Source organism: Pseudomonas sp. L-22-4S-12 (genome assembly GCF_009799935.1).
Taxonomy (GTDB): Bacteria; Pseudomonadota; Gammaproteobacteria; order Pseudomonadales; family Pseudomonadaceae; genus Aquipseudomonas.
Map to the genome: position 1 here is coordinate 460,873 of NZ_WELL01000001.1, position 13,873 is coordinate 474,745.

A 13,873-nucleotide genomic window follows, 5' to 3' on the forward strand; every position below is an offset into this window, starting at 1 on the left:
GTCAGAGGGCTGGCCGGCGGCGCAGCCAGCGCGGCAGCCGGGAAGCCGGGCGCTGCTGTTCGCGGAACGCGCGCAGCAAACGGGGCAGACTGCTGCGCTGGGCCGGGTCGAACTCCAGCGCGGCGCGCAGGGCCGGCCACAGGGCGCGGGGCATATCGGCGGGGGCATGCAGCGGCAGTTCCATTGCCTTGGCCTGTTTAGCACTTTGCCGGCGGAAAGGATGCTGGCCGCTGCACAGTTCGTAGATCACGCAGGCCACCGCATAGACATCGGCGGCGGCGCTCAGGGGGGCACCGTCGAGCAGTTCCGGGGCGGCATAGCGCGGCGTCCAGGCGGCGAAGCGGCTGCGCGAGAGGCGCGGCAGGCCGGTGAGGAAGCCATCCATGGCCTGGCCGAGGCCGAAGTCGAACAGGCGCAGTTCACTGTCGCCGAGCATCAGGTTGCTCGGCTTCAGGTCGCCGTGCAGCACGCCTTGGCCGTGCGCGTAATGCAGGGCTTCGAGCAGGTTCAGGCTGATCGTGCGGGCCTCGGCCCAGGGCAGGCCGCTGGGGTATTGCTGCAGCAGGCTGTCGAGGGTGCAGCCCTTGAGCAGCTCCATGGTGATGAAGGCGCGCTGGCTGGGCGGGTCGATCTCGAAGCTGTACAGGCGCACCAGGTTGCGCTGGCTCAGGCGCGCGCTGAGGGCGAACTCGCTGTAGAGCAGGGCGCTGGCGTCCGGGTACTCGGCGAAATCCTCGCTGAGGGTCTTCAGCGCCACATAGGGCTGCGGGTCGCCGAACTGTTCGCGCAGCAGGTCGCGGGCGCGGTACACCGCGCCCATGCCGCCGACGCCGAGCAGGCGTTCGATGCGGTAGCGCCCGCAGAGCACCGGCGGCAGGTCCTTGGGCAGGGGCCGTGGCGCCTTGGCGCTGCTGCCGGCCATCAGGGTCAGGTCGGCGCTGGCGGCGGTGGCCGCGGCCTGGTGGTTCATCGCGCTGCTCATCGGTTGATCACCACGGCGCTGAGGTTGTCGCGGGCCGGGCCATCCAGCGCCAGTTCGAACAGGCGCTGCAGGGCCAGGCTGGCGCTGGGGCGGATCAGCGCGGCGCCGAGCTGGTCGTGGTCGAGATCCTGATACAGGCCGTCGCTGCACAGCAGGAACACGTCGCCGGGCAGGCTCTCCAGTTCAAGGATATCCAGTTGCAGCTCCTCGGCCGCGCCGATGGCCCGGGTCAGGGCATGGGCGGCCGGCTGGCGCGCGGCTTCCTCGACGCTCATGCCGCGTTCGTCGACCAGTTGCTGGAGCAGCGAATGGTCGCGGCTCAACTGGTACAGCTGGCGCCCGCGCAGCAGGTAGCAGCGGCTGTCGCCGGCCCACACGCAGGCCATCCGGCTGCCGGCGGCGAGCAGGGCGACCACGGTGCTGCCGACCAGCATGTCGGGGTTCTCGCTGGTGACTGTGAGGCCCAGGCTGAGGTGCCGATTGAGCCGGTGTAAGCAGTCGCGCAGGCGTTCCAGGCGCTGCTCGAAGCTGCCGGCGGCGTCCAGCTCGCCCAGGCTCTCGACGATCAGGCGGCTGGCCAGGTCGCCGTTCTGGTGGCCGCCCATGCCGTCGGCGACCACCCACAGGCCACGCTGCGGCTGGTCGAGAAAGGCATCCTCGTTGCGCGCCCGCACCTTGCCGGTGTCGGTGCGCGCGGCGCTGTGCCAGAGCAGGTTGGCGACTTCCATCAAAGCGTCGCCGGCAGCTTGAAGTCGCGCAGCAGGCTGGCGTCGAACGGGTTCGGCGAGCGCTGGCTGTGCAACAGGTACTTGGCCTGCAGACCCTGCAGGTTGGCCTTGAGGATCAGCACGTCGCGGCCGCTGTGCTGCTCGACCTGCATCAGGTCGAGCAGGCGGAACAGCGCCCAGGGCCCACTGCTCTTCTCGATGCCGACGCGGCGCCCGCCCTGCTCTTCGAGCACCAGGCTGCTGCGCTCGCTGTCGCCTTCGGCCGGCCAGCGGAACGCGGTGGCGACGATCGGCCCGTGGCGGTATTCCATCTGCTTGCCGCCGTACTGGAAGTCGGCGCGGTTGAGGCTGTAGTCGAGGGTGAACGGCTCCAGCTTGAACAGCACCAGCGGCTCGGTGGGGTTCTCGGCGAAGAAGCTGCGGCGGATCACCTGGGTCTGGTTCATCTGCTTGAGGAATGCCGGCGACAGCGGCAGGCCCTGGCCGTCCAGGCGACGCAGCTGGTACTTGCCCTCGCTGTCGCTGACGAAGGCCTTGAGGTAGCGGTCGACGAAGCCGTCGGCCACGCCATCGGCCTTGAAGAACTCGCGGAAGTCGGCGATGGCCACGTCGCTGTCGCTCTTGGCGCTGAACGGATAACGCTTGAACAGCGACTCCTTGTAGAAGGAGTACAGCTCGCTGCGGTAGCGCTTGTTCAGGTAGCCGTAGGCGTCGTTGAGCACCAGCTGCCAGCTGTCGTCGGCGATCAGGCTCAGCCAGTTGCCCACCGGCTGCGGCAGGCGTGCGGCGCTGCTGCGTACCTGGTTGATCGCATCCGGGCGGCCGGCCATGCGCGCCTTGGCCATCTCGAAAGCGGCCTGTTCCGGGGCGCTGGCGTGGGCCAGGCCGCTGAACTGCAGTTGCAGGGCATCCAGCGCCTGCAGGGTGGCGGCCAGTTCCGGGCCGGCGCCGCTGTTGTCATCGAGCAGCCGGTGCAGCGGTTCGAAGCGCCGTTGCAGGGCGCGCCGCGCGGTGTCCGGCAGGTTCTTGGCGATGGCGCCGATGCCCTGTTCGGCCGCGGCGGCGGCCAGCTCGTCGACCTGGTCGGCGGCGGTTGGCAGATCGAAGCGGGTGTTCTCGCGCACTTCCACCAGAACCTGCAGCAGCGGCGAGTTGGCCGCGGTCAGCGCGCTCAGCTGGAGGATGCCCTGGGCCGTGTTGCCGATCGGCTCCAGGCTGAGCTGGGCGATGGCCTCGCCCCAGTAGTTGGCGTAGTCGCGGAAGTACAGCTGCTCCAGTTCCACCAGCAGGCGGCTGAGGTCGTTGTCGCTGAGCTGGTTGCCTTCGCCGAGCACCCAGTTGTCGCGCAGGATGTCGCGCACCAGGCCGAGGCCCTGGGCGACGAAGTACTGCTGGTAGCCCTTCTGCGTGTACAGCCCGGGAATGCTGTAGTCGCTGCCGATGAACAGCGTGGCCTGGCTGCCCAGCTGCTGGCTCAGGCGGTATTCCGGCAGGCTGCGGGCCTGGTCGCGGAGCATGCGGTAGACCACGTTGGCCAGTGACTCGTTGCGCAGGATCTGCCGCGCCTCGGCCACCAGCGCGTCGTTCAGCGGGTAGGCGCTGAACGGTTCGGCCAGCAGGCGCTGGAAGTGGCCGTTGAGGCCCTTCTGCGTCGGCTCGGCGCCGGCGTAGCGCAGCGACCAGTCGGCGGCCAGCCAGTCCTGCAGGTACTCGGCTTCGCGGCGCTGTTCCAGATTGAGCATCAGGTAGGCGCGCAGGCTGCCGAGCAGCAGCTCGCGGTCGTCGCGGTTGGCGCGGATCTGGCCTTCCAGCTGACGGGCGACGCGCGGCAGCAGCTCGCTTTCCAGCTGGCGGCGATAGGCCTGGTGCACGCTCGGCTCGACCTTCTCACCCTGGTACAGGCCACCGCGTTCGAGCAGGGCGGCGTCACTCGGCGCGGGGAATACCTGGGTCGCCGCGTAGCTGCTGTCGAGCAGCGGCAGCACCTGCTCGGCCTCGTCCTTGGGATTGAGGCTCTCGCCTTCGCGGCCCAGTTGCTGGGCCAGTTCGCGCAGCTGTTCCAGGCGGCCGTGGTTGGCCGAATAGCTGTTGCCCCAGAGCAGGCCGAACAGCACCAGGCAGGCGGCGGCACCGGCGTAGAGGGCGCGCTGGCGCCAGTCGATGCGGCGTACTTCCTTGTCGTCCAGCCCGGCCAGATCGGCCTCGGGGAAGATCACCCGGCTGAGAAGCTGGTTGATAAAGCGCGCGCGGCCGCTGCGGTAGGTCGGCAAGGTGCTGCCGGCCAGGCCGAGGTTGCGGCCGATGCCGGTGGTACTGGGGTCGAGCGCATCACTGAGCTGCGGCGCGCTGGTCAGGTAGAAGCCGCGCAGGTGGCTGGAGCGCTGGTAGCGGTTGCCGCTGAAGGCTAGTTCGACGAACAGGCACAGGCGCTCGCCGAGCTGGCCGAGCTGGTGCGGGAAGTCGAGGATACGGCCGCGGCGCTGGGTGTCGCGCTCCTGGTGCATGCGCAGGATCACCTGGCTGTTGAGGCGGCGCAGCAGTTCCTCGAACTCCTGGCGGATCACCCCGGCGTCGGTGGCGTTCTGCTCCTTGCGCAGGCTGGCGCCGAGTACCTGGTCGCTTTCCTCGCGGCTCAGCTGGTCGAAGAACTCGTCGAAACCGAGGATCTTGTCGGCCTTGCTCAGCACCAGGTACACCGGCACTTCCACGCGCAGCTCGGCGTGGATTTCGTGCAGGCGCTGGCGCACCTGGCGGGCCAGGTTCTCCAGCTCCAGTTCGTTGTGGTACAGCAGGCTGTCCACCGGGATGCTGACCAGCACGCCGTTGAGTGGGCGCGCGCGGCGCTTGCGCAGCAGGTTGAGCAGGGTGTGCCAGGCGCGGCTGTCGACCGCCACGTCGGGCTGGTTGAGGTAGCGCCCGGCGGTGTCGAGCAGCACGGCGTGGTCGGCGAAGTGCCAGTTGCAGTAGCGGGTGCCGCCGACGTCCTTGGTCAGGCGCTGGGCATCGCCTTTGCTCAGCGGGAAGTCCAGGCCGGAGAAGTCCAGCAGGCTGGTCTTGCCGCTGCCCTGCGGGCCGATCAGCAGGTACCAGGGCAGTTCGTTGCGCCATTTGTCGCTGCGCCCGCGGTACAGGCTGGAGCTCTTCAGGGTGCGCAGGGCCTGCTTGAAGCGGCCGCGCAGTTCGACCTGTTCCTCGCTGATCAGGCCGTCGCGGCGCAGGCGCTCCTGGGCATCAACGTCATCCGCTTCCTGCTTCTTGCGCACATTGGCGCGCCAGCTGATGAACACGATGAACAGGCCCCAGGCGAGGAACAGCAGGCTGATGCTGACCAGGCGGCTGGCCGCCGATTCCCAGAACTTGCTGTCGGCCACCGCCAGCAGCGGCCCGACGAACCACACCAGCAGGGCCAGGAACAGCACCAGGCACAGGCTCCAGACCCAGGTCTGGCGCAGGAAGGTGGCGGTTTTCTTGAGAAAATCCTTCATCTCAACTTATCCCTGAGTGGATTGTGCGGCGGCCGCCGGAGCGACCTCGACCGCCTGGTAGGGCTGCAGCACCGTGCTGCGCTGCTCGTGCAGCACCCAGCTGAACGCGGCGTAGAGCAGAGCCAGGCCGGCGACCGTGGCCACCGCCACCAGCCAGCCCGGAACGATGCGCACCAGGCGGCGGCGGCCGTCCTTGAGGCCCTGCCAGTGCGGCGACAGCTCACGCGGAATGTCCCCGCGCAACTGGCGGATCTGCCGGTACAGGCTGTCGCGGATCGCCTCCAGTTCGAGCATGCCGCGCGGCAGCACGCGGTACTTGCCCTCGAAGCCGAGCGACAGGCAGATGTACATCAGCTCGAGCATGGCCAGGTGCTTGACCGGGTTGCGCGACAGGTGCTCGAGCAGCTGGAAGAACTTCTCGCCGCCGAAGGTCTCGTTGTGAAAGCTCGACAGCAGGCTCATCTGCGACCAGGCGCTTTCGTTGCCCCAGGGCGTGGTCACCACCGCTTCGTCGACCACCGTACACAGCACGTAGCGCGCGGCCATCACCTGGCCGCCCTCGGCGCCTTCCTGCAGGGCGCGGTGCTCGAACAGCTTGATCGCCACGCTGAGGCGCTCGTTGAGCGCCTGGAAGTTTTCCGCGCTGGCGCTGTTCTTCAGCCGCACCACTTCCGAGAGCAGCAGCGCGCTGGCAGCCACCAGCGGGTTGAAGCTGATGTTGAAGACTTCCGCCGGGCGCATGCGCGCGGCATACACCATGCGTTCTTCGAGCTGCTCCATGGGCGGCGCGGCGAAGTCGGTCAGCGGGCTGCGCGCCGCGCCGGCAGTCTGGCGGTTGAGGACGACGGTCTTGTCCTGTGCTTCCTTGATCATGTTCAGCTCCTGATCGCCCAGAATTTCAGCTCAAGCCCGGAGAAGTCCCCGGACACGTGGAAGGCAAACCCACCCGAGCTTTCCAGCTGCGCCAGCTCTTCCGAGCCGAGCTCCAGGGCGAAGTAGGTCTTGTCCGAGTGGAAGGGGATCTGCCGCGGCGCCACCGGCAGCGGCTTCACCTTGATCCCCGGCAGGTGCAGGTTGACCAGCTGGCGGATGCGCTCCACCGCGCCGATCTTCAGGTGCGCCGGCAGGCGCTTGCGCAGCTCCTCGGAGTCGCACTGGGCGCTGGCGGCGAGGATGAACTCGGCGCTGGTCAGCAGCTTGTGGTCCTGCAGCGGCGAGACCTGGATGCCGTACTGGCGCTGCTGCAGCGGCAGCTCGATGGCGTGCTGTTCGAGCACCATCGACAGCACCTGGCGCAGCGCGTCCATCAGCTTGCGGAAGCTGCCGCCCTGGTCGTTGTGCAGGTAGCGGCTGTCCAGGCGTGGGCGCTTGTGGTCGCTGGCGAAGGTGGCCAGCTCGCCGAGCAGGCCGACCAGTTCGCGGTAGATGCGCTCCGGGTGCAGTTGCTCCAGCGACAGGTAGTGGCGCAGCTGCGGCTCGTAGCGGTTGACCAGCTGCAGCATAAGGAAGTCACCGACCTCGGTATTGCCCAGCTTGCCGGCTGCGCGCACGCGCTCGGCGAGGATGTCGCCGCGATGGCCGAGCATGCTGATCACTTCCTTGAGGTAGGCCAGCAATGTGTTCGACGCCTGCACATGGAGGAAGGTCGGGCTGAAATCCGGGTCGAGCACGACCACCCCGTCCGGGCTGGTGTCGAGGATCTCCGCGACCTTGAGTTTGACGAAGGCCTGGTCGGTCTGTTGCTCGCCGAGCAGCAGGCGAAAATCCGGACGGCCACAGCTGACCTGGCTGGCGGCGCTGTCGCCGGCATTCGAGTCGGTGACTTCCAGCTCCTGGGCGCGGTAGCGCGCGAGCACGTCCTGCTGCTCCGCGCGGCGGCTCTCGATGTGGTTGCCGGTGACCAGCGGCAGGGCCAGGTACACCGGGGTGGCCGAGGTGTTCGGCGGCACGTCGATGGCCAGCGGCTCGCGCGCGGCGTCGATCTCAAACAGGCTGCCATCCGGCAGCACGCCGCCGGCCTGGCTCAGCACCAGCTTGCCCATGCCGAGGAACTGGCGATCGATCTCCAGGCTGAAGAAGCCCCAGGGATAGACCTCCAGCAGGCGGGTACGGGCCTTGAGCTGGTGTTCGTAGTAACGGTCGCTTTGCTGGAAGTGCTGCGGGCGCAGGAGCATCCCTTCTTGCCAGACTACCTTGAGCATTTCCATGTGCTCAGTCCTCTTCCTGTGCGTCGCTCAGCGCCTGCAGGCCGCGCTTGTCCAGGCTCACACCGGCCTGGTTGATCTCACCTTCCTGCAGCGATACGACGAAGCGCCAGCTGGCTTCCGGCAGATCGCGGTAGGCGGCCACCACGCCGACGTAGCGGCTGCCCGGCTGCACCGCGAGTTTCAGTTCGCGGGTTTCGCCGGGGCGCACTTCCAGCTCCTCGAAGCTGACCAGATCGGGCATCAGCGATTCCTTCGGCCGCTGGTAGAGGGAGAAGAAGTCGGCGTTGTTGAACGATGAGGGATTCTTCAGCTCCAGCAGGCGCACCACGATCGGCGAGGGGCGGCCGTGCAGGTCCGGGTTGAGGTCGTCGCTGGCGGCCAGGGTCAGGTCGAGCTTGGTCTTGTCCGAGAAGGGCGACAGGCTGGCGCAGCCGCTTAGGGCGACGAACAGAGACAACAGGCTGAGGCTGATAAGACGGCGCATGGCATTCATCCTTGCTTTCATTCTTGGAAGTCGGTGTTGAGCGTGGCGATCAGGCGCACCTGCTCTTCGTAGGTCTTGGCGAAGTCGCGGGCGAACAGGCGCTGGCTCCAGTCGTCGTCCTGCTCGAGCAGGCGGTACTGGCGCTGGTAGGCGCGCCAGCGGCTGCCGGCGGTGGCCAGCAGCGGCTTGCGCTCCTGCTCGAAGCGCAGGGTGAGCTGCTCCGGGGCGAACTGGTCGAACAGGCCCTTGACCGCCGCGCGGCTGGCGGCGAACAGCGCCACCTGATGCGCCTGCAGATCGCGGAAGGCACGGCCGACGGCCTGCTCGGCGGCCAGCTGGCTGGGCTTGTTGCTGCGCAACAGGGCCTGCAATGCCTCGCCGGCATCGGCGCTGTGCTTGAGCGGGTTATTGCCGGCGCTCTGCACGGTGGTCAGGGCCAGGCGCAGTTCGTTCTTCAGCTCGCCACGGGTGCGCAGGCTCTGCTGCAGACCGCCAATGCTCTGCTTGAGCAGGCGTGCGGCATTCAGCGCCAGGGCTTCGCGACCGGCCGCGTCGAGGTCGTCGAGCGGCACGCCGAGGGCCTCGCCGAAACGCTGCCAAAACGCCGCGCTCTGTGGCTCGCTGGCAACGGTCGGGCGCGGCTGCGCGGTCGGCTCGCTGACGCGCACGGCAACCGGCACTTCGACCGCCTCTTCGACGGCCGCTTCCACCAGCTCCGGCAGCAGCAGGCTTTCCATGTCGATGCGCGCGTACTGGCTGCGCTCGAACTGTTCCTCCGGCTCCTGCACCAGGCCAGCGAATTCGTCCAGGCTGCTGTAGCCGCGCGGACGCTGTTCGAGGGCGGCGATCGGGTCGAGGTCGAGGAAGGCGTCGTCCGGGATGATGCTGCCGGCGGCCTGGCGCTGGCCGATCTGCTCCTCGAACTGCGCCGGGTCCTGCAGCACGCGGGCGCGGATTTCCACCTCGCCCAGGCAGAACACGTCACCGTGGCCGATGCGCAGCGGCTCGCCACGGCGCAGGCTGGCGCCGCTGTCCTTGAGCTGGATGCCGTTGCTGCTGGTGTCGGTCAGGTAGAAGTGACCATCGCTGTAGCTGACCTGGGCATGCCGGCTGGAGATGATGCGTTTGCTGTCGGGGATCGACCAGTCGCAGTCCTCGCTGCGGCCAATCACCCCACCGGCCTTCTTGAAGCTCTTGCTGGTCAGCATGCCCGGCGCGAATTGCTGGGCACTGACGACGTCGAATACCAGTTCCATGGTGCGGTGCTCCTCGGCTTATCAGTTGTCGCGCTGCTCGGCGTGCGGGTCGCCCAGCGGGCGGTAGTCGTCATCGCTGGATTTGTAGTTGCCGGCACAGCCGCTCAGGCAGAGCAGGGCGGCGAGCAGGGTGGTGGTCAGCAGGCGGTGGGACATCTCGGGTTCTCCACAGGCGGTGATTGAGGTGATTGGATTCAGGCGAACGCAGGCTGCGGTCGGTGGCCATAGCGGTTGTCTTGCGACTGGCCAGGCCAGAGCAGCAACAGCGGCCAGATGATGGCGACCAGCAGGACCAGGACGCCGCTAAAGCCCATATCGTGCAGGCGGCGGATGCCCAGGCAGAGGGTGGCGGCGAATGTGTAGAACAAGCCGATCAGCAGCAGCGTGTTGATGACGTACTCCTGCAGCGGCTCGGGAAAAAGCAGACCCAACAGACAGATGGCCAGGGCACACTGGCTCCACAGCGAGAGCAGCAGATACTTGAGACGGCCGATACGCCCGTTGGAAACCAGTGGTTCCAGGGTCAGCAGGAACAGGATGTCCTTGGTTTTGCTCATCAGGGTTCTTCCTTAAACGTCGGCCGGGCTGATCTTCAGCCGGTCCATGCGGTACAGCAGGGTGCGTCGCGGCAGGCCCAGTTCGCGGGCGGCCTGGCTCTGGTTGCCGCGGTTCTTGCGCAGGCAGTCGAGCAGCAGGTTGCGTTCGACCTGCTCCAGGCGTTCGCGCAGGTTCATGCAGTTGTCTTCGACCTGGCCGGCCGGGTGCAGGTTGAAGTGCTCGGGCAGCAGCTCGTCGCCTTCGCAGAGCAGCACGGCGCGCGCGATCAGGCCCTTGAGCTCGCGCACGTTGCCGGGGAAGGCGTAGCCGGCCAGGTGGTCCAGCGCCGCCTCGGACCAGCGATAGGCATCGCGCTGCAGGAAGCAGGCGGCCTCGGTGGCGAAGTGGCGGGCCAGCTGCAGGATGTCCTCGGCGCGGGCGCGCAGTGGCGGCAGCTCGATGGGGAAGTGCGACAGGCGGTAGAACAGGTCTTCGCGAAAGCGGCCTTCCTCGACCAGCGCGCGCAGGTCGCGATGGGTGGCGGCGATGATGCGCACGTCGACCTTGTGCGTGGCGGTACTGCCCAGCGGGCGCACCTCGCCTTCCTGCAGCACGCGCAGCAGCTTGGCCTGCAGGGCCAGCGGCATGTCGCCGATCTCGTCGAGGAACAGGGTGCCGCCGTCGGCCGCGTCGAACAGGCCCTTGCGGTCGCGCTCGGCGCCGGTGAAGGCGCCCTTGCGGTAGCCGAACAGTTCGCTCTCCAGCAGGTTTTCCGGCAGCGAGGCGCAGTTCTGCACGATGAACGCCTGGCTGCGGCGGAAACCGCAGTCGTGGATGGCGCGGGCGACCACTTCCTTGCCGGTGCCGGTCTCGCCGGTGAGCAGCACGCTGACCGGGTTGTGCAGCACCTTGCCGACCAGCTGGTAGACCGCGCGCATCGGCGCGCTGCTGCCGATCAGGCCGTAGCCGCTGCTCGGCAGGCTGGCCGGTGCCGTGCTGAGCGGCGTGGCCTGCGACGCACGCAGGCGTTGCAGCAGCTGGTGCTGGGTCAGGGCGAAGGTGCCGAGGCTGGCCAGCGAGCCGGCGAAACCTTCCAGCTCGCGGACACTGTGGCTGGCCAGCAACAACAGGCCGCCGACGCGGCCCTGCTCGTCCTGCAGCGGCAGACACAACAGGCTGCGCCAGGCTTGCTCGCGGGTCGGCAGGAAGCTGGTTTCGTGCAGGTTGTGGTCGAGGTTGGCCAGGCTCAGGTGACGGTTCTGGCACAGGCAGTACTGCAGCAGCTGCTCGCCGTCGTAGTCGCTGGGCAGGCTGGCGCTGTGCTCGGGGTGCGCCTGGCCATCCAGCCATTCGCCGGCCAGGGTCAAGCGGGTGTGGGTGCTGTCGAGCAGGTACAGCTGGCTCAGTTCGCAACCCGCGAGCTGCGCGGCGGCCTGCACCAGGCCGGCCGGCAGGTCGTCGGCCTTGGCCAGGCGCGACAGCTGGCCGAACTGCTCCAGCAGGGCTTCGGCATAGGGCAGCGGCTGGGCAATGCGCTGCAGCAGCTGGGGTGGCTCAGGCAGCTGGGGCGGCAGGCGTTCAGGCGAATTCACAGACCAGCGCTCCTTCACCGTCGAGGGTGGCGTGCACCTGCTGCAGGCTTTCGCCGGCGGCCATGGCAGCCAGCAGGCGGTCGGCGATCTGCGGCAACAGCTGTTGCTCCAGCAGCTGGTCGATCAGCCGTGCGCCGCTGTCGTTGTGCTGGCAACGGCGGGCCAGGTGACCAAGCAGCGCCGGGCTGTGGCTGAAGCCGAGCTGGCGGCGGGCCAGGCGCTCGCCGAGGCGCGCCAGCTTGAGTGCGACCAGTTCCTCGAGCACGCTGCCGGCCACCGGGTAGTAGGGCACCACACGCATGCGCGCCAGCAGTGCCGGCTTGAAGTGGCGGCTCAGGGCCGGGCGGATGGCCTGTTCCAGTACTTCGGCAGCCGGACGCTGGTCATCGCTGCAGAGCTGGGCGATCTGCTCGCTGGCCAGGTTGCTGGTCATCAGGATCAGGCAGTTGCGGAAGTTGATCTCGCGGCCTTCGCCGTCGTTGGCCACGCCCTTGTCGAAGATCTGGTAGAAGACGTTCATCACGTCCGGGTCGGCCTTCTCCACCTCGTCGAGGAGGATCACCGAGTAGGGCTTCTGCCGCACCGCCTCGGTGAGCATGCCGCCCTCGCCGTAGCCGACGTAGCCGGGCGGCGCGCCGATCAGCCGCGACACCGTGTGCTTCTCCTGGAACTCGGACATGTTGATGGTGGTGAGGAAGCGCTCGCCGCCGTACAACAGGTCGGCCAGGGCCAGGGCGGTCTCGGTCTTGCCGACGCCGCTGGGGCCGACCAGGAGGAACACGCCGACCGGCGCATCGTCCTGGTTCAGGCCGGCGGCGCTGGCGCGCATGGCGCGGTCGAGGGCCACCACCGCCTGCTCCTGGCCGCGCACGCGGGCGCGCAGATCGTTGGCGAAACCGGCCACCTTGGCGTTGTGTTCGCGGGCCAGCTGGCTCAGCGGCACGCCGGTCCAGTGGCTGATCACCTCGGCCACCAGGCGCGGGCAGACTTCATGGCTGACCAGGCGCTCGGCGCTTTGTGCTGCAGCCAGCTCGGCCTGGATCGCGCGCAGCTCTGCTTCCAGTTCGGCCAAATTCGGCAGGGGTTCGCCGCTGTCGTCACTTGCCTCGGCAGGTTGATCTAGGCGGGCGGCGGCGCACTGCTGGCGCAGTTGCAGCAGACGTTCGGCCAGCTGGCGCTGCTCGCTCCAGCGCGCATCGATCTGCTGCAGTTCGCCAGCGGCCTCGCGCAGACGATTTTCCAGCTGCTCCAGGGCTTCGCCGTCGACCGGCAGGCCGGCGTCCAGGTCGCGGCGCAGGGCTTCGCGCTGGCGCTGGCCTTCGGCGATCTCGCCACGCAGGCGCTCCAGCGCTTCCGGGGCGGCGGCCAGGCTGATGCGTACCCGTGCGCAGGCGGTGTCGAGCACGTCGACCGCCTTGTCCGGCAGCTGGCGGCCGGCCAGGTAGCGCGCCGACAGCTCGGCGGCGGCGACCACTGCGTCGTCGCGCAGGTAGATGCCGTGGCTCTGCTCGTACACCGGGGCCAGGCCACGCAGGATGGTCACGGCTTCCTGGACCGTCGGCTCGTGCAGCTGCACCGGCTGGAAACGCCGGGCCAGTGCCGGGTCCTTCTCGAAGTACTTCTTGTATTCGCTCCAGGTGGTGGCGGCGATGGTGCGCAGCTCGCCACGGGCCAGGGCCGGCTTGAGCAGATTGGCGGCGTCCGAGCCACCGGCCTGGCCGCCGGCGCCGATCAGGGTATGGGCCTCGTCGATAAACAGGATGATCGGCTTGGCCGCGCCCTTCACTTCGTCGATCACCCCCTGCAGGCGCCGCTCGAACTCGCCTTTGACGCTGGCGCCGGCCTGCAGCAGGCCCATGTCCAGGCACAGCAGCTCGACGCCCTTGAGCACTTCCGGCACTTCGCCGCTGGCGATGCGCAGGGCCAGGCCCTCGACGATGGCGGTCTTGCCGACGCCGGCCTCGCCGACCACGATCGGGTTGTTCTTCCGGCGGCGGGCGAGGATATCGATCATCTGGCGGATCGCCCCGTCGCGGCACAGCACCGGGTCGAGCCTGCCGTCGCGGGCCTGCTGGGTGAAGTTGTGGGTGAAGCGTTGCAGGTTGGATTCACCCGGCGCGGCGGGTTTGCCGGCGGCGGTTTGCGGCTGCTGGCTGAGGGCGAAATCGCGCAGGCGCTCGGCGTCGATCTTGGCCAGCAGTGGCTGGTAGTGGCTGCCGGCATAGCGCAGCGGGTTGCGCAGCAGGGCGAGGATCAGCGCGGCCTGCTGCACCTGGCTCTGGCCCAGCTCCAGGTTGGCCACCAGCAGGGCGTCCTGCAGCCACTGCACCAGCTCGGCGGAAAACACCGGGTTGCGCGAGGCGCTGTGTTCGCCGCGCGGTTGCAGGGCGCTGGCGAGGGCGCCGGCGTCCACTTCGGCATCCTGCAGGGCACGGGCCAGCAGGCCTTGCGGGCGTTCGAGCAGACCGAGCAGCAGGTCTTCCACCAGGATCTTGTTGCCACCGCGCTGCAGGCAGCGCTCGGCGGCGCCTTCGAGGTCGCGGCGGGTGTCGGCGTCCAGTGCCTGGACCAACTGTTGTAGGTCGACGTTGATCATTCTCTC

11 protein-coding genes are annotated in these 13,873 nt (G+C 68.4%); all 11 read right to left on the minus strand.

The features are described from left to right. Position 1: 1 nt before the first annotated feature. Genes F3I16_RS02130 through tssH form a run of 11 tightly spaced genes read right to left on the minus strand, consistent with a single transcriptional unit; the run spans position 2 to position 13,867 of the window. A complete protein-coding gene (locus F3I16_RS02130; protein WP_372239591.1) occupies positions 2–982 on the minus strand; it encodes a serine/threonine-protein kinase in 981 nt (326 codons plus the stop codon). Further along, positions 979–1,710, minus strand: coding sequence for a PP2C family serine/threonine-protein phosphatase (locus F3I16_RS02135; protein WP_160492115.1), 732 nt, complete (start codon positions 1,708–1,710; stop codon positions 979–981). The genes F3I16_RS02130 and F3I16_RS02135 overlap by 4 nt, the downstream gene beginning before the upstream one ends. Continuing rightward, entirely contained in the window at positions 1,710–5,195 is a 3,486-nt protein-coding gene (tssM, locus tag F3I16_RS02140; RefSeq protein WP_160492116.1) for a type VI secretion system membrane subunit TssM, read from the minus strand. The genes F3I16_RS02135 and tssM overlap by 1 nt, the downstream gene beginning before the upstream one ends. A gap of 6 nt (positions 5,196–5,201) precedes the next feature. Next, on the minus strand, positions 5,202–6,068 hold the full coding sequence (gene icmH, locus F3I16_RS02145; protein WP_160492117.1) for a type IVB secretion system protein IcmH/DotU: 867 nt from the start codon (positions 6,066–6,068) through the stop codon (positions 5,202–5,204). A 2-nt stretch (positions 6,069–6,070) separates the two neighbouring features. Beyond that, on the minus strand, positions 6,071–7,402 hold the full coding sequence (gene tssK / locus F3I16_RS02150; protein WP_160492118.1) for a type VI secretion system baseplate subunit TssK: 1,332 nt from the start codon (positions 7,400–7,402) through the stop codon (positions 6,071–6,073). Positions 7,403–7,406: 4 nt separating this feature from the next. After that, a complete protein-coding gene (gene tssJ / locus F3I16_RS02155; RefSeq protein WP_160492119.1) occupies positions 7,407–7,886 on the minus strand; it encodes a type VI secretion system lipoprotein TssJ in 480 nt (159 codons plus the stop codon). A gap of 17 nt (positions 7,887–7,903) precedes the next feature. After that, entirely contained in the window at positions 7,904–9,142 is a 1,239-nt protein-coding gene (gene tagH / locus F3I16_RS02160) for a type VI secretion system-associated FHA domain protein TagH (RefSeq protein ID WP_160492120.1), read from the minus strand. 21 nt (positions 9,143–9,163) lie between these two features. Further along, positions 9,164–9,298, minus strand: coding sequence for a type VI secretion protein (locus F3I16_RS02165; RefSeq protein ID WP_160492121.1), 135 nt, complete (start codon positions 9,296–9,298; stop codon positions 9,164–9,166). A gap of 38 nt (positions 9,299–9,336) precedes the next feature. After that, a complete protein-coding gene (locus F3I16_RS02170; RefSeq protein WP_160492122.1) occupies positions 9,337–9,699 on the minus strand; it encodes a DUF805 domain-containing protein in 363 nt (120 codons plus the stop codon). A 12-nt stretch (positions 9,700–9,711) separates the two neighbouring features. Beyond that, positions 9,712–11,223 carry a sigma-54-dependent Fis family transcriptional regulator gene (locus F3I16_RS02175; protein ID WP_160492892.1) on the minus strand — a complete coding sequence of 504 codons (1,512 nt, stop codon included), beginning with the start codon at positions 11,221–11,223 and terminating at the stop codon, positions 9,712–9,714. Positions 11,224–11,257: 34 nt separating this feature from the next. After that, positions 11,258–13,867 (minus strand): type VI secretion system ATPase TssH, encoded by a 2,610-nt coding sequence (tssH, locus tag F3I16_RS02180; RefSeq protein ID WP_160492123.1) that lies wholly within the window; start codon positions 13,865–13,867, stop codon positions 11,258–11,260. Positions 13,868–13,873: the final 6 nt, after the last annotated feature.

Excerpts from the sequence above, each read along its gene's own strand:
- F3I16_RS02130 (WP_372239591.1), bottom strand. The coding sequence starts at position 982 with ATGAGCAGCGCGATGAACCACCAGGCCGCGGCCACCGCCGCCAGCGCC.
- F3I16_RS02135 (WP_160492115.1), bottom strand. The coding sequence starts at position 1,710 with ATGGAAGTCGCCAACCTGCTCTGGCACAGCGCCGCGCGCACCGACACC.
- tssM (WP_160492116.1), bottom strand. The coding sequence starts at position 5,195 with ATGAAGGATTTTCTCAAGAAAACCGCCACCTTCCTGCGCCAGACCTGG.
- icmH (WP_160492117.1), bottom strand. The coding sequence starts at position 6,068 with ATGATCAAGGAAGCACAGGACAAGACCGTCGTCCTCAACCGCCAGACT.
- tssK (WP_160492118.1), bottom strand. The coding sequence starts at position 7,402 with ATGGAAATGCTCAAGGTAGTCTGGCAAGAAGGGATGCTCCTGCGCCCG.
- tssJ (WP_160492119.1), bottom strand. The coding sequence starts at position 7,886 with ATGCGCCGTCTTATCAGCCTCAGCCTGTTGTCTCTGTTCGTCGCCCTA.
- tagH (WP_160492120.1), bottom strand. The coding sequence starts at position 9,142 with ATGGAACTGGTATTCGACGTCGTCAGTGCCCAGCAATTCGCGCCGGGC.
- F3I16_RS02165 (WP_160492121.1), bottom strand. The coding sequence starts at position 9,298 with ATGTCCCACCGCCTGCTGACCACCACCCTGCTCGCCGCCCTGCTCTGC.
- F3I16_RS02170 (WP_160492122.1), bottom strand. The coding sequence starts at position 9,699 with ATGAGCAAAACCAAGGACATCCTGTTCCTGCTGACCCTGGAACCACTG.
- tssH (WP_160492123.1), bottom strand. The coding sequence starts at position 13,867 with ATGATCAACGTCGACCTACAACAGTTGGTCCAGGCACTGGACGCCGAC.